The 22,240-nt window shown below is 46.7% G+C and carries 14 protein-coding genes; 4 read left to right on the top strand and 10 right to left on the bottom strand.

The annotated features are described in order from the left end of the window. Positions 1 to 98: 98 nt before the first annotated feature. Positions 99 to 458, bottom strand: a complete 360-nt coding sequence (locus ACXAGR_RS00715; RefSeq protein WP_474843214.1) for a DUF2750 domain-containing protein — start codon at positions 456 to 458, stop codon at positions 99 to 101. A gap of 232 nt (positions 459 to 690) precedes the next feature. On the opposite strand from ACXAGR_RS00715, the gene ACXAGR_RS00710 reads away from it, so the two are divergent. Continuing rightward, positions 691 to 1,113 carry an MAPEG family protein gene (locus ACXAGR_RS00710; protein ID WP_474843216.1) on the top strand — a complete coding sequence of 141 codons (423 nt, stop codon included), beginning with the start codon at positions 691 to 693 and terminating at the stop codon, positions 1,111 to 1,113. 113 nt (positions 1,114 to 1,226) lie between these two features. On the opposite strand, the gene ACXAGR_RS00705 is transcribed toward ACXAGR_RS00710, so the two are convergent. The 3 genes from ACXAGR_RS00705 to sdhC all read right to left on the bottom strand — a co-directional run bounded on the left by ACXAGR_RS00705 (position 1,227) and on the right by sdhC (position 3,946). After that, positions 1,227 to 3,107, bottom strand: coding sequence for a CocE/NonD family hydrolase (locus ACXAGR_RS00705; protein WP_474847527.1), 1,881 nt, complete (start codon positions 3,105 to 3,107; stop codon positions 1,227 to 1,229). A 114-nt stretch (positions 3,108 to 3,221) separates the two neighbouring features. Further along, positions 3,222 to 3,560 (bottom strand): succinate dehydrogenase, hydrophobic membrane anchor protein, encoded by a 339-nt coding sequence (gene sdhD / locus ACXAGR_RS00700; protein WP_474847525.1) that lies wholly within the window; start codon positions 3,558 to 3,560, stop codon positions 3,222 to 3,224. A gap of 5 nt (positions 3,561 to 3,565) precedes the next feature. Further along, entirely contained in the window at positions 3,566 to 3,946 is a 381-nt protein-coding gene (gene sdhC, locus ACXAGR_RS00695; RefSeq protein ID WP_474847523.1) for a succinate dehydrogenase, cytochrome b556 subunit, read from the bottom strand. A 253-nt stretch (positions 3,947 to 4,199) separates the two neighbouring features. Between sdhC and ACXAGR_RS00690 the strand changes: the two genes are divergently transcribed. Beyond that, positions 4,200 to 5,378 carry a DUF6607 family protein gene (locus ACXAGR_RS00690; RefSeq protein WP_474847521.1) on the top strand — a complete coding sequence of 393 codons (1,179 nt, stop codon included), beginning with the start codon at positions 4,200 to 4,202 and terminating at the stop codon, positions 5,376 to 5,378. A gap of 21 nt (positions 5,379 to 5,399) precedes the next feature. On the opposite strand, the gene ACXAGR_RS00685 is transcribed toward ACXAGR_RS00690, so the two are convergent. The 6 genes from ACXAGR_RS00685 to ACXAGR_RS00660 all read right to left on the bottom strand — a co-directional run bounded on the left by ACXAGR_RS00685 (position 5,400) and on the right by ACXAGR_RS00660 (position 17,154). Then, positions 5,400 to 6,950, bottom strand: coding sequence for an amidohydrolase family protein (locus tag ACXAGR_RS00685; protein ID WP_474847519.1), 1,551 nt, complete (start codon positions 6,948 to 6,950; stop codon positions 5,400 to 5,402). 95 nt (positions 6,951 to 7,045) lie between these two features. After that, a complete protein-coding gene (locus tag ACXAGR_RS00680; protein ID WP_474847517.1) occupies positions 7,046 to 8,569 on the bottom strand; it encodes a tryptophan halogenase family protein in 1,524 nt (507 codons plus the stop codon). After that, the gene (locus tag ACXAGR_RS00675) at positions 8,566 to 10,122 is read right to left on the bottom strand and encodes a tryptophan halogenase family protein (RefSeq protein ID WP_474843228.1); all 1,557 of its coding nucleotides are present in this window, start codon (positions 10,120 to 10,122) and stop codon (positions 8,566 to 8,568) included. The genes ACXAGR_RS00680 and ACXAGR_RS00675 overlap by 4 nt, the downstream gene beginning before the upstream one ends. A 51-nt stretch (positions 10,123 to 10,173) precedes the next feature. Next, positions 10,174 to 13,362, bottom strand: coding sequence for a TonB-dependent receptor (locus tag ACXAGR_RS00670; RefSeq protein ID WP_474847515.1), 3,189 nt, complete (start codon positions 13,360 to 13,362; stop codon positions 10,174 to 10,176). A gap of 300 nt (positions 13,363 to 13,662) precedes the next feature. Continuing rightward, complete coding sequence (locus ACXAGR_RS00665; protein ID WP_119502348.1) at positions 13,663 to 14,379, bottom strand: GntR family transcriptional regulator; 717 nt, start codon at positions 14,377 to 14,379, stop codon at positions 13,663 to 13,665. 156 nt (positions 14,380 to 14,535) lie between these two features. Continuing rightward, complete coding sequence (locus ACXAGR_RS00660; protein ID WP_474847513.1) at positions 14,536 to 17,154, bottom strand: glycosyl hydrolase 115 family protein; 2,619 nt, start codon at positions 17,152 to 17,154, stop codon at positions 14,536 to 14,538. 126 nt (positions 17,155 to 17,280) lie between these two features. On the opposite strand from ACXAGR_RS00660, the gene galB reads away from it, so the two are divergent. Next, positions 17,281 to 20,112 carry a beta-galactosidase GalB gene (galB, locus tag ACXAGR_RS00655; RefSeq protein WP_474847511.1) on the top strand — a complete coding sequence of 944 codons (2,832 nt, stop codon included), beginning with the start codon at positions 17,281 to 17,283 and terminating at the stop codon, positions 20,110 to 20,112. Positions 20,113 to 20,175: 63 nt separating this feature from the next. Next, positions 20,176 to 22,080, top strand: a complete 1,905-nt coding sequence (locus ACXAGR_RS00650; RefSeq protein WP_474847508.1) for a sialate O-acetylesterase — start codon at positions 20,176 to 20,178, stop codon at positions 22,078 to 22,080. Positions 22,081 to 22,240 lie beyond the last annotated feature (160 nt).

Here is a 22,240-nt window from a genome sequence, read left to right as displayed (position 1 = left end):
GATATAAACAGTTTTCTCCACATCCTTTTGATAAAAATTCTTATATTAAAAAGAAACTATCGGAATGTGGAGTAACTAAATGCTAAGATTGATGCGAATCAGAGTTTTTCTATCTCTGCAAGCATCTGGCTGAACTCTGCCAGTTCAACTTCAAGATACTCACCACCATCACGCCATTCAACGCCGACCAGGACATTGTCTTCGGCCAGGTCTTCCAGCCAGAACTCCAGCCAGTCAGAAACGGAAATGGATTTAGGAATGTAATCTTCCCACTCATCGGTGCAATGTTCACGAGCTAATTCTGCGTCAGACCAGACAGGCATCACATCAGTGTTTTCAAAGTTGACCGAGTCAACTATCACCCACCCTTCTGTGGTTTTATCCTGTAGCGCCCATAACTCTTGGGTACTTTTAACTTTTGTCATGAAGTCGGCTGAATTTGAAGAAGTATTTGTCATAGAAAACGTTGGTTAGAGGATTAGACTCAATATGATAATTGGTGAACACGTGACTAGCCAGTGAATAACTTATGTTGTTCCGGCAATACGGGCCCCTTTATGTTCTTTTGGGTTGTGTGATAGCGGTTTAGATTTTTGTCTGAATGACGGGGTAAGTACTTTTAATTTCTGCGCCGATCTTCCGCTCCTGATGCTGCGTAGAAATCCCGAAGAACCTCAGGAGAACAGAGGAATGTTTACGATCTACGCTTATTCCTTAGCAGGGTTGCTGGTAATTGCAGCGACTGTTTTCGTGCAAAACATCGTTGCTGCCGTCGCCCACAGGAAGCAATCAAGTTATATTCCGGGCAAAGTGAGCGATGAGTTAAGTCACGATAGCTTTGTGTTCCGAAGCCATCGCACGTTTCACAACTCATTAGAGAATATTCATCAGTTTACTTTGCCGGCACTGATTTGTATTTTTCTCGGCGCGCCCACCACAGTACTCGCCCTACTGATTTGGTTATATGCTGCGGTGCGCATTATTCACATGTCGCTTTACTATGCGATTGCCACTGAGAAAAATCCCAGCCCCAGAAGCTACTTTTATATGACAGGTGTGCTACTCAATGTTGGCGTGTATGGTCTTGGCCTTTATGCGCTGTTTACGCCTTGAGTTTGGCTTACCGGCTTTTCCGAATGATGTAGTCAGGCCGGTTTCCCCACTGGCCCGGGAATTGATGCACTTCAGGCCATGAAGTGCATCATTTTTCTCACCTGCTCAGGCTGCTACTGAGAAGGCAGAACATTGAAAGTCACTGAACTCGGGTGCGCAGCATCGTGGTAGATAGTGTGCTGAGCGCGGACAAAATCTTCTTCTGTCGCATGAAAGATATTATCCACGTATGTCTGCGGATTCATATCAAGGAACGGGAAGATAGAGCTTTGGATCTGGATTTGTAATCTGTGGCCCCGTTTAAAGTCGTGCAGTAAATCGTACAGTTCAAAAGAGACCTGAGTCGGTTTGCCCGGTTCAAAGGGTTTGGGCTCAGAGAAGCTGTCACGGAAACGTCCGCGGATAATGCCCCAGCGCACCAGTTCATGGCGGTCACCGGTTTCTTTGTCCACTTCATTGGTGTTTTCATCCACGCCAGGGAACACATCAATAATTTTCACCACAAAATCCGCTGCGGTTTTATCCGTAGACACCCACAGGTTCACGCTGACTTCACCGGCAACAGTCATATCACTTGCCATGGGTTCGGTTTCAAATTTCAGCACATCCGGACGGCGGGCGGTGAAACGCTGATCTTCAGCCATATACGGGCGATCCCATCCACGGCTGATTGCTGCAGAATGAGGCACCGGATTACGGGGATCGGATACATAGTCTGAAGCACCGCCATCTTTATCCGGTTTGTTCTCAGACAAACTGTCGCCCTTTGTCAGATACAGTGTTTTTTCATTAGTATCTGCAGGGGGCCACTGACCGAAGAAACGCCAGCGGTTCGCACCGGTTTCAAACATGGTCGCAGTCTGCTCGTACTTATCTTCCGACTCTTCCTTAAGATGCTGGTTAAAAAACGGCAACAGAACATTGTCACGGAACCACACACTGGTTTCGAAGCCGAACTGCGCTTCGCCCATATTAGAGCCTTTATCACCAATCCACTGACCGTGATACCAGGGGCCCATGACAATTTGCACATTGTCACGTTTGTTTTTGTGGGACATAGTCTGATAAGTCGCCAGCGGACCATACAAATCTTCAGTATCGTACCAGCCTCCTACAACCAGAACGGCAGGCTTTACCTTATCGAGATGCTGCAGAACATTGCGGGCCTGCCAGTAGTCGTCATAGTTCGGGTGTTCAGTCAGTTCATTCCAGAACGGTCGCTCGCCGTGGAAATAGTTTTTGTTAACGTTAGCCAGCGGCCCGAGGTCGCGGAAGAACTCGTAACCGTCAGGCGTTGTGGCTTTGCGTCCTTCAAGACGGTAAGGATACGGCTCTGTGCGGGGAGCATCGAAGGTATCAAAAAACAGGAATGCCATTGGTGTAGAAAACGCACCGTTGCGGTGAAAGTCATCAAAGAACCAGTCGGCAATAGGCGCCTGCGGAGAAATGGCTTTAAGAGCTTTGTGACTGTTGATACCGGAAACCGATGTGTAGTACCCGGGATAGGAAATGCCCCACTGCCCTACCCGGCCATTGTTGTTGGGTACATTTTTTACCAGCCATTCGATAGTGTCGTAAGCATCTGTGGCATCATCAACAGCGTCTTTTCCGCGTTTGTATGCGTCCTGCGGACGCATATTTACAAACTCACCCTCTGACATCTGTTTGCCGCGAACATCCTGGAAAACAAAAATGTAGCCTTCCTGCTCGAACTTCTCACTGGGGCCTAAACGGGTTTTAAAATCTGACGAGCCATAGGGCGCAACGCGATAGGGTGTACGCTGCATCAGCATAGGCCAGCTTTTACTCTGATCGTAAGGTATATAAACCGAAGTAAACAGTTTTGTGCCATCCCGCATGGGGATGTTGTATTCATATTTAGCGTAGTGTGAACGGATATATTCCGCACGGGTATTTTTGTCAGGTGCAGCAGAAACAGCGGGAGTCATCACGCAACTGGCAATAACCAGTATGGCGTAGCGAAGGTATCGCATAAGCATCCTCTTTTTATATGTGCCGGTGACCGGCTATGGGGGACAGACAACGGCATCTGTCGTGATATCACCTTATCACAGCGGGCTGGAGAAATTATTCCGCAGCGCGCCCCCTTAAGACATTCCCCACAGAATGTATAAGCCGAATAGCAGAAAGCCTGCAGTTACTACAGTATAAAATGTGTGAAAGGCAGCAGAAAAACCGGCCACTGGTACTTTTTGGGTGTAATCAGTGCCGATCTGCCAACCTGCCAGCAGAGAGTTCAGCATCACAACAACAAGAGTGATTGTTGAGTAAAGTTTGAATCCGGTTGACTGATGAAATGCAGTCCAGCTTTCGTAGTCAATATTCTCCATTGTGAAAACGCTCACCAGATAAAATATCGCATAAGCAAAAATCATCACGTTACTGGTCCGCTGGAAAATCCACTCTTTTACGCCATTTCGCTTCATGTCAGTTAACCCCAAACCCAAAATCCGAACAACACACTCAGCAATATGCCTGATGCAATAGCCACCTGCGATATCAGCTTGCCACCTTCAAGTGTTTCAAAATAACCAAACTCCTGAATGAGATGTTTTATCCCACCCATCATGTAGTAGCCCAGCGCGGTGAGAAAACCCCAGGTAAAAAATTGCGCGATAAAGTTGCCACTGATAAGTGACTGCACATTTTCAAAGCCTCCAGCACCTTGCAGAGAAAGGAACAATAACGGCAGATACCAGGCCAGAGAGAACCAGATAATCACAGCACATATCCGGTGTAAAATGGAGGCCAGCCCCATCACCGGCAGCTTGATGGTAGTTAAGTCCATATTACGTGGACGGGTGTCTTTCATTCAGAAACTCCTGTAATCATACTTCTGGTAAACACGACAATACCTGAACCTTTGTTCAGTAAACACACTCATTCTGCATTTTCAAATCAGGGAATCAAATAGCGTGCGCAAATTACTTAGTGCTTCGGAAATAAAAAGTTTCCATGATTTAAGCGCTGGTAATTTACTGCCTCGCACGTGATAATAATAATTCTTATTTGCAATAAGATACTTCATTTTATAAACGCCGACAATGAACACCGGAGCTTTTCTTATGCCAGATGCCGTACTCAGATCTTCTTTCTGCCGCACACTATTCGGGGCGTTTATCACGTTAATCAGCCTGAACAGCTATGGAAACGGTGAACCGGCTGAAGCTGCAAAAGCAGGCAAGTGTGCAGCAACACCTCAATACGTGTTTGGCTGGCAATTCGTAGACGAGCCTTGCAACTTCAAGCCACGTGGCGGCACATCAACAGGTAACAGCACAACAAAAGATCTTACCCCTTCCCCGCACTGGCTGAAACTGCAAACGGAAGACATGGATAAATTTGAGCGGGACCGGCAGGCCATACTGGCGATGTCGGGGTATTTCCGCGTGGGCTTCGATTTTATAGAAACCATGGGGTTCACTGAAAATTACACGCCTGCGGCCCCCTATCGTTCCTGGGGCACGGAAATGGTGATTGTTGTCGACAATAAACCTGAATTTATCAGCCTTCAGCACATTATGGTGATGTATTTTGTTGGTGAAGACGGCAAGATTAGTGAGCCAATGGTGATGAAACACTGGCGACAGGACTGGGAATACGAGAAGCCTTCAGAGTTTGTGTATACCGGCAATAATGTATGGCGAAAGCACGAGCTCAACGGCCAGGATATTGAAGGCACCTGGTCTCAGTCGGTTTACCAGGTAGACGACTCGCCACGATATGAGTCTCACGGTAAATGGCAGCACAAAGGAAACCGCTCAGAGTGGATAAGCGAGTTAACCTGGCGGCCACTTCCCCGGCGGGAAAGCAGTGTGAGACAGGATTACCAGATCCTTGAAGGGATAAATAAACACATTATTTTACCCGATGGCTGGGTACAGGAAGAAGAAAACTACAAGCTGGTAATAAATAATACCGGCAAACCGGCCTCACCGGCTCCGTACCTTGCAAAAGAACTGGGGATTGCCCGTTACGAGCGCATCAAAGACCACGACTTTACGCCCGGCGAAGCATACTGGGAAGCAACATCATCATTCTGGAGGAACGTACGTGAGGTGTGGTCCTCACTGATTGCTGACAATACGTCCATTGAAATCAACAAGCAGGCAGACGGAAAGTTCATGTTCATGCCATTCTTTGACTACGCCCAAAACATAGGCGACAGCGCCCCTGTTGCCCCTTCAGCGGAACAGCAAAAAATAAGAAACATGCTGGCGCCGTTTACAGAGCCAGCACGTTAGCGGGGCTATCAGCGAAGGCGACTACAATTCCGCCTTCGCTTCCTTCACCAGTCCGCGAACATCTTCCAGCAACTGCCGGGCATCGTACACGATGCCGTCTTTGATGGTGTAACGCACTGCTTTTTTTCGAACGGGCTCGTTGTTCTCATCCAGCTGGAAGTGGCCGGTGCCATAAAGTAACTTGAAGTTTTCCAGCGGATTACCATCCACAATAACCATGTCGGCATTTTTACCCACGGCAAGACTGCCAATTTTATCGTCGAGACCCAAAGCTTCTGCGCCATTTAATGTGGCTGCCTGAATGACTTCCAGCGGATGGAAACCGGCTTCCTGTAGTAATTCCAGTTCACGGATGTAAGCAAAACCGTAGATTTTATAGATGTAACCGGCGTCGGAACCGGTGGTCACCCGGCCACCATGGTTTTTATAGTCATTAAGAAATGTCATCCAGCGGCGGTAGTTGTTGCGCCAGTTGATTTCATCCTGCGTGGTCCAGTTGAACCAGTAGCTGCCGTGGGCATACCGGCTGGGTTCAAAGAACTCCCAAAGCACGGGTAATGTGTAATCGTCATGCCATACGGCCTCACGCTCACGCATAAGATCCCGGCTGGCTTCATAAATTGTCAGTGTCGGGTCGATGGTGAAGTCCAGGTCGATAAGCTCGTCTCTTACCTGCTGCCACTTCTCACTATCCGGAGCTGCTGCCTGAAGCCAGAGTTTTCCGGCTTCCGAAAACCGGTGCTGCTCGTCGTTGTAATTATAGTGTGAGGGGTAGTCCTGAATAACCTTATCTTCAAACAGCGCTTCCGGCAGTCCGTACCAGTGTTCCATAGAGGTTAAACCTAACCGGGCTGAATCCAGTGCATTGGTGCCCATCACGTTCAGCTGGGCATGGTGCATCATGGTGCCTAAGCCCTGCTTCTTAGCTTCGTCTAAGGCTGCCGCCATAATTTTGGGACTGGCACCAAAAAACTTGATTCCCTTCGCACCTTTACGGGCGATGTCTTTCACCCAGGCCCTTGCCTGCTTCTCTGTGGAAACCGGCTGATCGCCGCCCATACCAAAACCCACATAAGGCACAATTCGCGGAGCAACAATTTCATTTTTATCACTGCGCGCCTGATGCTCCAGCACCCAGTCTACGCCATTGAAGCTGCCGGGTTCGCGGATGGTGGTAATACCGTGAGCCAGCCACAACTTAAATACATACTCAGCGGGAATATTGTCGGCAGAACCGCCAATGTGGCCATGCATATCAACAAAACCCGGCAATACATACTGGCCCTGAATGTCGATTTCCTTATCGCCATTTTTCAGCTCAGGACGGCTGTATTTGATAGGTACGCCCGGGTGGCCCACCGATACAATTTTCGCAATTTTGCCATTCTCAATCACAATATCCACAGGACCCTGAGGGGGTGCACCTTCGCCTGAGATAATGTTGCCGCCTCTCAGAATAAGACGGGATGCATCCATACCTTCACCGGCCTTTCTGTCAGGGGCCTTACTGCCCGGTGTGGCGGCAGCCTGAAATGACAATGTGATACAAAGCGCCAGAATAAATTTTTTCATTGCCTTACCTTGAAGCTATTATAATCAAAGGCCTATCATCACTCATTGTCAAATACATGCGCAAGCGCATCTTGCCGGGATTCGGACACTCGCTCTCACCCGTGGGTATTAGAAAAAGCACAATGCTTATTAATATATTGCTGATGAGATGGTAACGATGCTGCGGTTCTTTTAACGGCTTCCCTCAACCCATGCATATTTTTAATAAGCATGTCACCGGGAATGCGGTCTACCCGGCTGTCGTAATGCATCGGAACAATTCCCTGTCCCAGCATGACCGCCAACCAACTGTGTGACGTAAAAAGTGCATCAGGGCGGGTAGCTATATTGCCGTTTCTGGCAAATTGCTCCATTTTTTCTGATAGTGAGTCCGGTACAGACATGTCCCGGACAAATCGCCAAAACGCAGTATCGCCCCTTAGAGTTGCTTTGTAATGCAATATGATGAAATCCCGGATGTCCTCATATTCGTCAGTCATCATCTTATTGTATCGGGACCGCAATTCATCGTTGCTTCCACTTGCTGACCATAAACTAAGAAGCAGTTGAATACCGGTCTGCACCAGATGAATACTGGTTGACTCCAGCGGCTCTATAAAGCCCCCCGCTAACCCTATCGCTATACAATTATTTTTCCAAAATGTCCTGCGGTGACCAGTACGAAAACGTAAAAAATTGGGCCCGGTAACCGGCTCCCCATGCAAATCACTTAACAGGGAAGTCAAAGCTTCCTGCTGCTCCTGAAACTGGCCAGAATACACGTAACCGTTCCCAAAACGGCTTTGCAACGGAATTTGCCAACGCCACCCTGCCTCTTTGGCGTAAGCGCGAGTGTATGGCGGAGCATGTATATTCTCATAAGTTTGGATTGCAATAGCGCGGTCGCACGGGAGGTAATGTGTCCAGTCGTTGAATTCACTCTGCAAATGTTCATTGATGAGTAAACCGCGAAACCCGCTGCAATCGATAAACAAGTCGCCGGCTACGACCAGACCGTTTTCAAGTCTTACAGACGTTATATCACCACTTTTCGGCTCAACAGCAACATCAACAATCTTGCCTTCAATTCGCTGAACATCCCTTTGCTCTGCATACCGGCGCAACAATTTCCCATAGGCGCCGGAGTCGAAGTGCCAGGCATGCCGCATGGTAGACAAAATAGTATTCGCCCCCCCTTGAGCCTGTGAAAATCGTCCTGATTTTGCTGCTACTGTGCACAAATTGTATTCGCAGATACTGCCGCAGAGCTCTTCCGGTAGTTCACCATTACGTACTAAGCTATTGAGCTTTAGCCATAACTGATGAAAAGGGAATTCGGGAGTATCTTTACCAAAAAAGCCGAAGGGATGAAAATAGGCATGTCCTTTCCGGTACCAGTCAATAAACTCAATCCCCAATTTAAATGTACCTGCACACTCCTTTAGCATGTCATGTTCGTCTATACCGAGAAACGCATTGAACTCTGCCAGCAAAGGAATGGTAGCTTCGCCTACGCCGATGGTGCCTATTTGGTCGGATTCCAGCAAAGTGACTTGCGTTTCAGGTTGTGCTGTTCGCGCTAACGCCGCAGCGCACATCCATCCTGATGTTCCGCCACCGACGATAACAACCCTTTTCACCGTCGTCCTCCGGCCCGGGGGCGAAACCCACCAGAAGCAACCTCGTTGATTAGTTGCCGGTGAGCAGGCACTGCCGTCATTGCATTTCTGCTTTGCTGTTGGATACTATGGAATTCACGACGGGCATCATCGTAAAACCGGAGCGCATCTGCGCGGGCTGATATATCTGTCTTAAACCCCATACCATACAAAATGTATTGCCAACTGTTTTCGTCGAAAATATCGTGACTTGCGTCAATATCCAGAAATGATGGCGGCCTGTGTCGCCATTGTGCTAACTTACCTTTCAAGTATTCTGAAGCAGAATCCGGTGCCCTGTTGTCCCGCCAGAAAGCTGTATCGTCCCGCTCGCTTAAGTAATAATGTACCTTGATAAAATCTTTAACATGCTCAAATCGCTTGCACATGGCTTCGTTAAACTGCCTCGCCGACGCCTCGTAATCGCCGGACCAGGGAAATAAGTTGCACAGCATCAGCGCTGCAACTTCAGCAAAACTGATCCCTGTTGCTTCAAGTGGCTCTATAAAACCCACCGACAATCCAACACCAATACAGTTTTTATGCCACTGAGTTTGCCGGTAACCGGGCTCAAACTTCAACAGCCGGTGCGACAAATCTCCCGCTGCCGGACCTATATGGGCTTTGAGCGTTTTTACAGCGGTCTCTTCATCACAGTACTCAGATGCATATACATAACCAACACCACGACGATGATGTAAACCGATATCCCAAATCCAACCAGCCTCTTTGGCTGTGGTGTAGGTACATGAGGGTATGCCGGCTTGCGGGTTGTCATAAGGCACCTGCAAGGCTACTGCGCGGTCGCAAAACAGTTCTTTTTTAAACGAAGTAAATGGCATGCCCAGGGTCTCGCCAATCAGACGTGCCCGAAATCCTGTGCAATCAATATATAAATCGGCAGTAAGTTCTCCATGCTCTCTTGCTGTTACAGAAGCAATGCTGCCATCTTCGGCTAAACTAACGTTGTCAATAGTATCGACAAGCCTCCTTACGCCGGTTTCCGTAGCTTTGTTTCTCACCAAAGCTGCAAGTTTAGTTGCGTCGAAGTGATAGGCATAGTTTAACGGCGCATCGAACTGAGGATGGGTAATTAATTTTGGGGCCAGCTTCTCATCAATCACCGTACTTTGCACTGAACAAGCTTTGGCCCAGGGTACATCTCCGGCAACCCCAAGCAGCCAGTACGGAAGTAAATCCATATCTGTGTGCTGTGAGGCTACCTGGAAAGGATGAAGGTAATTGTCATCAGGTTTGTCTGCAGGGTTGTACTTCCAATTATTAAATCGGATCCCTTGTTTAAATGTGGCATCAGCATGTTTAATCAAGTCGCTCTCGTCAATACCAATACGTTTCATGGTTTTGCGAATAATAGGAAACGTTCCCTCACCAACGCCGAGGGTGCCAATTTCATCCGACTCGACAAGCGTGATTGACACACCACCGGGTGTATCTGCTGCCAACATACGTGCCATATAGGCCGCAGTAATCCAACCAGCAGTCCCCCCGCCGACGATCAACACACGCTTACTCATAGTGTTACCTCTGATATCAATTACCTTTGTGCTGTCACTTGTGAAACCGGGTTAAAAATTAAAACCTAAATGCAAACTTATGCGGCGGTCAGCAATGAAAACTGCACGGTCTACAAACACACCGTCCATAATTTCCATCTCGGTTCGCTGCTCCTCATCTGTCAGGTTTTGTACATTCAGTTTCACATTCATCGCATCACTGATCCGGTACGATATGCTTGCATCTAACCGGCCTATAGCCGATGCATATACAGGAAGGCCAATCTGAGTATCACTACCGGTAGCAGGATCCGCATAGACAAGAGTGGTACCTGAGTCATTAGTAGTGGTCAGGTATCGATCACGCCAGTTATAAGCCAGTCTTGCACTGATATCATTTTTATCATACAGCAGCGTCGCTGAATATGACCACTCAGACAGCCCGATAACGGGAACACTAAGCGCGTCACCGTTGATATCAAGAGCAAACGCATCAGGTGCATCATTATCGATAAATGTCAGATTACCATCGACACCAAATCCACTCATCCATCCCGGCAAATTATCAAAATAAGTCCGTCCGCCCAATTCGAAACCTTTGATAATCGTATCCTCATCAGCGTTAAAGTTCGTACGACTCGAAACGTCCCCATTGAGGAATTCGCCTTGACCATCACTGACAAGCACTGATTGGGGATAATTTGCTTCTGAGAAAAAGTCACTGGCCGGAGCCGCAAAATTATTAAAAGTGATATAATTTTCAATAGTTTTGTAGAACAAAGCCAGATGCATCGAAGTCCCTTTCTCCGGATACCACTCAAGTGAAATATCATGGTTGTATGCTATTTCAGGCTCTAAGAAAGGGTTACCTGACGTATTCGTATAACCTGAAAAAATACCCGGCAGGGAGACGTCCTGATCAGGATATAATGCATTAAGCTCTTCATTGGCCGGATTTTCAGTGACTTGCACAGTAGCGGTTCCTTGCGCACGGATGTCCGGGTAACGTGGAGGCGTGAGTGTTTTTGTCCATGCGTAACGTGCTACCAACTCTTCAGACAAATCAAATTTAATGTTGAAAGACGGTAGCCAGTAACTTTTTGAGAAATCTCCCATACGGTCTGTTTCATACCCTGCACTTTCGCGGGTTAATGGCGGCTGACTACCTTCGTTTGCCTCCTGCCAGGCCGCTACATTATCAAGCCCTCCCATTGCTTCGATGGAAGCTTCAGCATCTGCAAGACTTGCGTAGTAGCGGGCGCCGCCACTAAATACAAAATTGCCTTTACTTTCGATATCATAGTTGACCCAGCGGAGACCAACGTTACCGCTAAAGTTCGACCATATACTATTCCCAATATTTTCGAAGCCGACCATAGCGTACAGTGATTGGGTTTTGTGCTTTGTCTCATAGAAAGACGGCATCTGGTCAAAGTTCGGGTTTGGCGTTTCGCCATACACATATGCACTTTGAGCAGGATCAGCACATTGATAATACAAGTCCGGACCACAAGCAGTATAGGTGTTGTACATCCTTTCAAAAGCGCTGGCATCGTTTAGTTCAGGAGTACCAACCCACACAGCGCCCGGTGCAGCTGTATCACCTTTGAAAAAGTCTGAAAATTCTTCCAGATAAAAATCACCTTCAGGAGCAGTATCAACAAAAGGTCTTGGCACACCATTCCATCCCCGACCGGTTGCAGACCACCAGGTGCCTACAAAGTTATCGCTTTCACTTCTGTCTGCAACACGGCCACCAACAGCGAGTTTCCTGAAAAAGTCATGTTCGAGGAAAAGACTCCCGTCAAGTTGAAATGCATGAGCCTCACCATCATTTGCACTGTTCAACCAGTTGACCCTTGATAAACCGGCATCGGCAGGATTAGTTGATAAGGCCTCACCAAATGTAGCCACAGGTATTGACCCTTTCAAATCCAGATAGGTTTCGGCGATTACCGGAAGCACTGTACTTCCAAGGCTATACTTTCCGGATCTTGATTCCGCATTAACATATTGGTAGCTACCGCTCAAATCCCAGTAGTCCGCCAGATATTTGAAACCCACTGTGTGGTCAGCGGTTTTACTGTTAGACGGGCTGAAGCTTGAATTTGGCGAGACGTTAAGGCCGGATGTCAGATTTGTACTGGATATTGTCCCTTGTTGGAAAACCCCGTTACTATCAAATTCTGCTCCCTCAAATACCCCTACTGAGGTCCCCGGCTCAAGTGAAAGTATTTGGCTATGGCGGTCACTGTCCCGTTCTGAGATAAAGCTGGTATGGTAGAACTCGAGCGCATCCGAAGGCTTCCATTGTAAAGCTACATAATATCCGTTTCTCACCCTTTCAAACTGGTCTTGCGTATAACGAATACCTGCAGGTACGTAAACCCGCTGATCATTATATGAGGTCGCCAGATAGGGAGGTAAAATGACGTTACTGTCGTGGGATGCTATTTTAGAATACGCAAGGTTAACCAGAACGCCGAATTCCCCCAGGTCGGTATCAATTCTGTTCGATACCATACCTGAAACCGCTGGCGTTACTTTTTCAGAGAAATCTCCGTAATCTGCTGTTATCGAAGCATCAGCCTTAAATCCTTCGAAATCAAATGGCATACGTGTTTGCAGATCTACTGTACCGGATACGCCACCTTCAATAAGATCTGCACGGCTGGCTTTATAAACAGTGACAGCTTTAAGGAGTTCAGGGCCCACATCAGCCCAATTTAGTCCGGAGCCACCGTTAGCAGAAAACACTTCACGGCCATTTATTAACGTTTTAGTTTTATTCAGTCCCCGTACCTGCACACCGGAACCTTCGAAAGCGTAACCATCCGGTGAACCTTCGGCCCCGGCACGAATCCGGTTCATAGTTACACCCGGCGTACGTTCGAGAATTTCAAGTAAGGAGGTGCTGGGCACCTTGCCTGCCTCGTCTAACACTATCGAATCACCGATAGTATCGCCGGCGCGCTTCAGGTCAATCGCATCCTGTAAAGACTGACGCTGACCGGTAACAGAAATATATTCGACATCGTCATCTGACGTATTACCGTCACTCTGTTTATTAGCCGGTAAAGATTGCTGGACGGTTCTTTCAACCGGTTTGGCATCTTCGTCATCATTACTTTGGGCCATTACGCTTGTTGTGCATGACATAACGGCTAACGATAATAGCGACAATTTAAAAGAAGGTAATTTACGTTTCTTGTTTTCCTGTGCAATCACGGGGTGAAATTTTGTTTTTTTAAAGCTAGGCATTTGCAGCCCTCCGATTTGTTTGATGGCAGGCCCCAACCTGTCAACGTGTTCCATACTGAGTTTCAGACAAACATACTTGTATACAACTTACCTGGACACGAGCATTATCAACCCAAAAAGTTAACAAATAATTTATTTTTATTAACAATGAGGTTACTTTTGTTTGAAAATTTATCGGATTTGAAGCTTTTAAATTTGATGCAACCGGAGTTTAACCTTTTGAAATTAAACTAGTCCGGAGGCAGGCGGTGAAAAAATGAAAAGTTAACATACGTAAAGTCCCTTCCCTGAAGGAGTGGACTAGACAAAATATTCAGGATGGTCGACAGGCAATCGATCCAGCACGTTGTATACCTCACGCAAATGCAAAGTCATAGCAGAGACTGCTTCTTGCCTGTTGCCAGAACGCAGTGCAGTTACAATTGCACGATGCTGTTGGATGACTCTCGCATATTGCCCGCTCATATGCAGACTAAGGTTTCGCAAACGGTCCATATGTGCCTTTTCCTGCTCTATCATATTGCTAACACGGTCAAAGCCGGTGTTGCCCGATAGCAACTGATGAAAGTCATCATCAAGTGACTGGAACAGGAGGGCATCATCAATAGCTGCGGCATCCTCCTGCCGGGCGATAATTGATTCAGCCTCATTGAATAAACGGGATTCAGTATGTTCTGCAAGATAGCTAACCACAGATACCTCAAGCGCTTCACGGATAAAACGCGCCTCTAATATAGCTTCGCGGCTGAGGCGGGATACATACGTTCCTCTTTGCGGCCGAACCTCTACAAAGCCTAAATTAGCCAATTTGATTAAGGCTTCTCTGACAGGTGTGCGGCTGACGCCGAACTGATTAGCAAGCGCAGTTTCAGAGATAAGTTGACCCGGTTCCAGTTGCATACTGACTATTGCGTCACGTATGAAACCGTAAACCTGACTTCCGGCAGGGCGACTATAATCAATTTGTTTAGCATATTCAGCCGCTTGCTCCAAAAAAAGAACAGATTTATTACTCAAAACCGTGTACCTCATACTTTACTGGTTTACCAGTATCAGTGTATCGGATGTAAACCAACCTTCACATTATTTATTGAAGCGACAAGCCTATTTTACCATTTATGACAGACACAGGAGCGTAGTTACTTTCACGTCTCTCACGCTCCTGGTTATCACTTATACGTCACCAAACAATTTATCGAAAAAGCGGCTGACAACCGACTTAGTGTCAGGTTTCGTTTTCTGAGAATATCGAATATGAAGTTTTTCCAATACAATATTGTCGTCAATTCGATATATCGTTAACTCATGAGTGCCTGGTGTCAGATTTTCCGCCCCCCATTTAAGTGTATACTTATTATTTATAACAGCATTAGCCCATGCTTTTTCTTCAGGAGTACGTTGAGCACCGCCTGTAGCGTGTAAATCAAAACTAACAATTTCTGCAGGCTTGTCATCTACAGCTATCCCGAGACGGATACCTCCACGGCCGTATGTGTCAAGAGTGGGACTTAACTCAAGTTCTACAGACGCATCACCATAATAAGGTTGCTCGATACTATAGGTAATCGAGAGGTTGTCATCTAATGTGGTTGTAGTCAGTCCCTGAGGCAGTACCATCATAGCTGCCTCAGACTGCCCAAGGTTTTCCACAGCAGTCCATCTGGCCTCTTTGGTGCCGCTAATCTTCACATAATCTTTAGTTTCAATCAGTTGCTCATCTTGTAAAAGTTGCGGTTCATGAAACGAAACTTCAATATCATTTTTACCACCGTAGATGCTGGATACAGCTGGCATAGTCTGTTGGTCAGGGTCATTCCATGTTACATAATTCATATGAACCTGGTTTATCATACCGTCCCATTTACCATTTAGTATGGAATGATATTTTTCAGTTAATGCTTTATCTTCAGCAAAACTCGTCTCGACTATACTTTTAAAATAGTTAGCTCTGGAATCACCTGCATCTACAAGCTTCTTATTCCAGGCTGCAGCAAAATACATTTCATAAAGATTGCTCAAAGACGCAACAGGCCATTCAACTAACTGAAAGAATGCCGGATAATGCTCCTCGTCAATTTTCTCTTTCACTTCTTTCATATCAGTCTCAAGCTGTTTCCACTTGCTGTAGTGCTGATAAAACTCTCCGGCTTGTAAATCAGGTACTGTGGGCTCACCTACTTCAAAAGTATCCTGATTAAGTAATTCAGGCTTCCGCATCGCAGCAAAGGTACCGTAGCGTTCCAGCAAACTGGCAATATCTTTTGCCAAATCTGCAGTAAAAGACTGTTCAGCAAATTGCATGGCATACGCCTGAAGCTCCTCCGGCCCCATTTCTTCAGGATTCCATGCCATTGTCAGAAAGAAATCTATAGGGTACTCAACAGGCTTGAGATCACCCACATTGACAACCCACAGATCTCTTGCACCACGCTCATAAGAAAGGTTCATTTGTTGCCAGACCTTGCCCACCTGCACAGTGTTCGTCCATTTATAATTCCGCGGCACGCCGACGTAATCGAAATGATAGTAAACGCCAAAACCACCTTCACGCTCTACATCTTTCACTGGCAACCGCCGAACCTGGCCCCAGTTATCGTCTGCAAATAATAGAGTAACGTCATCAGGTACGGTCATACCTTTATCGTAATAGTCCTGCACCTCTTTATAGAGGGCCCAGACCTGTGGGGTTTTTTCAGCAGGTTCGCCCGTTACGTCTTCGATGATTTTTCGCTGATCATCCACAACGGTTTCAAGTAGCTCAATTGCAGTCCCTTCTGACATTGGCTCATCCCCGTCACCACGCATGCCCACTGTGACAAGCGATTCATAAGGTTCTCCATCTCCCTTTGACATCATCCGCTCTATGCCACCTCGCCAGAATTGTTGTATGGCCTCGCGGTTAGTCTCATAATTCCACGCACCACCACCCGACGGGTTTTCAGACTTGCGATGCCACTCTGCATGTGCCCGAGTCATTGGTTCATGATGCGAGGTGCCCATAACGATACCCATATCATCTGCCAGCGAGGTATTTTTGGGGTCATCAAGATGAAAAGCTTTCCCCCACATGGCAGGCCAGATGTAATTCCCTTTAAGTCGCAAAATCAAATCAAAAACATGTTCATACATGCCGGAATTCACACCACCAAACGTTTTTTGTGCCCAACCTTTCAATGCTGGATCTTCATCATTAATAAAAATGCCGCGATAACGTACTTTTGGATGATCACTTCTGGTTCCCGCTGTAATAAAAACATTTGCATGCTGTTCAACCGGGACATCAGCAAACCAGTGCCAGGGAGAAACGCCCATTCGTTCAGAAATATCAAAGGTACCAAAAATAGCTCCCCGTCTGTCTGACCCGACAACAACTAACGCCCGACCTACCCCCGGAGCAGGATCGTCGACCACCGTTATCTGATATGCTTCCCATTTATTTCGGATGCCCGAGATATCAAGTTTTCCCTCTTTTACAAGAGAATCGATTAAAGCATCTTCCCCGGGGACTCCGATGATTATCGCTGCTTTATTCAGCATCTGCGATTCAGTGAGCTCAGATTTGCCCCCTCCAACCCTTGTTAAATCTTCCGAAAAAGATTTTGCGACTCTCTTCACGGCAGCATTAGCCCCGGGAGAGATTATAACCGGAAGAGGCTGATTATTTTTAATGAGTGGGATTCCCCCGTTATCCTTAAAACAAACGGAAGCGGGTTCGTCACATGCAAAAACACCTGTTGAAAACAGTGCACACATAAGTGATACAGATTTAATTGTCGATCTCATATAAAGCATACTCACGTCTGATTTTTGTATACGAAATGTAAACAAAACAAAATTAACAAACAATTACTAGTATACAAGTATGCATTACGTTTTTTTATTTTCTGATTTTCCCTCTCCTCGTCTCGAATAAAGGGCTTGAGAAATTTCGTAAACTGTTTACTTATTTTTTCTTTGGCTTTTAAACACCCAACTTCTCTGTATATCTTATTGAAGAATTCAGTTAGTCACATTTTATTAACAGAGAAGAATATGTTATCGCCTAAGTATTTGAAGTGCCTGGCGTTGTTGACAACAATGTTGTTGGCTTCTGCCACATCAGCTAATCAGCGCGAGAGAATAGACCTTACCAGCGACTGGCGCTTTTATCGCTATGCTGACAGTGAGATTCCTGATTCTCTAATATATGATAATCGTCCATCCACAGGGCAGTACAATGACAGCCAGGCCGCGGACACCAAACCTACTGATGCCGTAGTTACTGAAAGTGGCAACAATGCATTGAAGCCCTGGATTCTTCCTTCTGGAAACAACTTTTTGGGGGCTTCTGAAAAGCGTTATGAAAGGCCAGAGGGAAAACCGGGGAGTAATTTTCCTTTCGTTCAGGAAGGCTTTGACGACAGTAGCTGGCAAAAAGTTGATTTACCTCATGACTGGGCCATCGCTGGTCCGTTTTATAGCGGCGAGAATCCCAAGGTCGGGGGAGGCATGGGCCGCCTCCCTTCTCACGGCGTAGCATGGTACAGAAAGCAATTTTCTACCGGTGCAAATGACGCAGACAATAGAGTTTACCTTCACATCGACGGTGCCATGTCTTATTCGATGGTATGGCTCAATGGCAATCTTGTGGGAGGCTGGCCGTATGGCTACAGTTCTTATCGCCTTGACCTGACACCTTACCTTGCGAAAAATGGCAAGAATCAATTAGCTATCAGACTCGATAACCCACCGAAATCCTCCCGCTGGTATCCGGGGGGAGGAATTTATCGCAATGTCTGGTTGGAAAAAACTGCGCAAATACATGTCAGTCACTGGGGCACACAAATCATTACCCCGTCAGTTTCCGCAGATAGAGCCACCATTTCCATTGCAACAACGCTGGTGAATCACCTCTCCGAAAGCAGTGAAGTCACGCTGAAGCAAAGTATTCACGAACTTACCGGGCAAGATCTTCCGGGTGACAGCCCGGTAAAGGAGCTTCCTGAACAGAAAGTTAAACTCTCTGCGGGACAACAGCATAAAACAACAGCTTCAACAATTCTTGATAAGCCAAAGCTTTGGGGCCCGGCTCCTTACCAGACACCTAACCGATACGCACTTGTCACATCCGTGATATACAAGGGAAAAGAAATAGACCAGTACATTACTCCATTCGGGATAAGAAAATTGACGTTCAATCCCGATGTCGGAGTGCTGGTAAACGACCAGCACATACCTCTGAAAGGTGTTAATCAGCATCATGATTTAGGCGCACTGGGAGCGGCATTTAATCTTCGCGCAGCTCGCAGGCAGTTGGAATTACTTCAGGAGATGGGAGTAAATGCAATTCGCATGGCACATAATCCGCCGGCTCCGGAACTGCTTACGCTAACGGATAAAATGGGGATACTGGTATTAAATGAGTCTTTTGACAGTTGGTATAAAAAGAAGACCCCGTTAGATTTTCATCTGATTTTTGCTGACTGGCATGAACAGGATCTCAGGGCCCTTGTACGAAGAGACAAAAACCATCCTTCAGTGATTATGTGGTACATAGGAAACGAGGTGGGTGAACAATACACAGGTCAATCAGGTGCCGATATTGCCCAGACTCTGAAAGCTATCGTTAAAGATGAAGACCCTACCCGCCCGGTAACCTCTTCCATGAATTGGGCAAAAGCAGACTTCCCTTTCAGCGCAGCCATGGATTTGATTAGTCTGAATTACCAGGGGGAAGGCATTCGTCAGGCAGCGGAGTTTGAAGGAACAGAACGCATTCGCACCCCGCCATCTTATCCAGCCTTTCATGAGGCTCATCCTGATAAGGTTGTTTTGTCCAGTGAAACTGCCTCGGCGTTCAGTTCCAGAGGAATCTATTTTTTTCCTGTGACAAAAAAGGAAAGTGCTCCTGTTCGGGACGGTCTTGGAGGTAATTCGAAGATTCATCAGGTCAGCAGTTATGAGTTGCACGCCGTCGACTTTGGCTCATCTGCAGATAAAGTATTCAGATATATGGAGACCTATCCCTTTGTCGCCGGACAGTTTGTATGGAATGGTTTTGATTATCTCGGTGAGCCAACACCGTATTACGCTGCCCGCAGTTCTTATTCGGGCATGATAGACCTGGCAGGATTTAAAAAAGATCGTTTCTATCTTTATCAAAGCGAGTGGAGACCGGATTATCCGATGGCTCATATTCTGCCTCACTGGAATTGGCCGGGACGTGAAGGGGAAATTACACCGGTACATATTTTCACTTCCGGTGATGAAGCTGAACTTTTCATAAATGGAAAATCACAGGGACGAAAAAAGAAAGGCGATCTTGAATACCGCCTGCGTTTTGATGACGTCCGCTATACACCCGGCACGGTAGAGGTCATTGCCTACAAGGATGGAAAACCATGGGCAACAGACAAGGTAACCACTTCAGGTGCTCCTCACGGAATGAAGTTGCAAGCAGACAGGAAAACAATTGATGCAGATGGCAAAGATCTCTCTTTTATCACCGTCGATATTGTGGATGAAAATGGCGTCTTCGTACCAGATGCTGTGAACGAAATATCTTTTACCTTAGACGGACCGGGCCGCATCATCGCCACGGATAATGGAGACTCCACTGATTTTACTTCATTCGCTTCACAAAAAAGGCACGCTTTCAGCGGAAAACTACTTGTAATAGTGCAGAGTAACAGAGGTGAAGCAGGCGATATCACGCTTTCCGCAACGAATCCGGAACTTGGCACCTCGACGATATTACTTAAGTCAATTTAATCATATGACAGATGTGCAGGCACCGGGTCTGCATGTCTGTATCGAAACATTTCAGGAGTGTTCATGACCCGTTTAATTATCAGTATGTTTATTCTTCTGTGCTGTCCGGTCCAGGCATTGACTGTGCACCGCCTCATTTCCGATAGTGCGGTACTACAACGCAATCACATTATTCCGGTGAAGGGAACTTCAGAAAGTGAAACGGTTTCAATTTGGCTGAACGATACACTCACCGGAAAAGCCAAAGTGACCAGCGGCCAGTGGGAAATAAACTTACCAGCCAGAGAAGCCGGAGGACCTTTCACACTGAAGATTAAAGGTGACAGCGAACTGACATTCTCCGATATATATTTCGGAGATGTATTTCTGGCTTCAGGGCAATCAAACATGGAGCTTACCATGGCCAGGGTTGAAGAAGCCTACCCTGAAGATGTCAGTCAGGCTGATTTCCCTCTCATCCGTGAATTTACAGTTCCGGATAAATATCGTTTTGATGCTGAAAACAAAAATTATGAAGCTGGCAAATGGCTCACTGCTACCCCGCAAAATATCAGACAACTTTCGGCTGTAGGTTATTACTTTGCCAACAAAATCCATAACTCTCAGAATGTGCCGGTGGGCATAATAAACGCTGCCTTAGGAGGCTCTCCCATCGAAGCCTGGATGGCCAGAGAAACGCTGGCACCTTATCCTGATGAAATAGCGGCAGGTGACTTTTTCGCAAAACAAGAAAATATTATCAGAACACAGGAACAAGAACGGGAAGCAGTTGATAACTGGTATAAGACGCTGAATGATAAGGACAAAGGCATGCAGGAAACGCCCTGGTATACACCTGAATTGGATGATAGTCAGTGGCAGTCAATAGAGATGCCGGGAGATCTAAAAGGTTATGATGAGGGATTTGCCGGGGTTTGGTGGTTAAGAAAACATGTTCATCTTGACAGCGTGCCCGACCAATCTTTTATTCTGCGATTAGGTCGCATTGTTGATGCTGATGAAGCATGGGTAAACGGAGTAAAAGTTGGTAACACCACCTATCAGTATCCGCCCCGACGCTACACTGTACCGGCATCGGCATTAAAAAAAGGGGACAATGTGATCACCGTCAGAGTAACCTCCAATGGCGGCGCAACAGGTTTTGTAACAGACAAACCATACTTTTTAGGCGCTTCTGAAGGTAGCAGCATTTCTCTGGACGGTGACTGGAAGTATAAAGTGTCATACCGCACAACTGAGACCCCGGCCACCACGTTTATTCGCTGGAAACCCATGGGTTTATTCAATGCGATGATAGCGCCGGCTGCAGGCTATCCGTTATCGGGAGTATTGTGGTATCAGGGGGAGTCTAACGCTTCCCGTCCTTCCGGATACAGCGATAAATTAATAGCCATGATGGCTAACTGGCGTAGCCGCTGGGAGGCACCCGATTTGCCTTTCTTCATCATACAGTTGACAAATTTTATGGAACGGAAACCTGAGCCGGGCGAAAGTAGCTGGGCAGAACTTCGTGGTGAACAAGCCAAAGCAGCAGCCGACCCCGCGACCGCCCTTATTGTTACAATCGACATAGGTGAATGGAACGATATTCACCCTGTAAATAAGCGTGAAGTTGGCCACAGAGTGGCACTTGCCGCAGAAAACATGGTTTACCGGAAAAACGTGGACTTTAACGGACCAATAGTTAAATCAGTAAAATCTTCAGGTAAGCAAGTTGAGCTTACTTTCGACTCGCCACTGGACCATGAACGTTTTAACGATACCCCGGCCAGCTTTGCCATGGCCGGCGCAGATGGTAATTACAAATGGGCAAAGTCGACCCTTCAGGGTAATAAGGTAATTCTGTCCCATCCTGCAATCAGTAAACCTGAAAAAGTGCGTTATGCATGGGCCGATAATCCTGCTGTATCTGTTTATGACCTGAGCGGTTTGCCCGCAGCGCCTTTCGAAATGAGTGTGTCACCATAATACCTCTCAGAGACATTTCTGCGCGGGTATACCGCGCAAAAAAAACACATTGAAGTAAAAAAAAATAATACCTGTTGCATGTTGTAAAGTGAAAGTATTTACACATCGTTAACATCATGGTCACGTAATTGGCGCTTAAGCGACAGCGTGAAACCTCTAA

The sequence above is a fragment of the Alteromonas sp. ABH4_457 genome (assembly GCF_056160625.1).
Note: the sequence above shows the minus strand (reverse complement) of the source record. Positions and strands in the feature narration are given on the sequence as shown.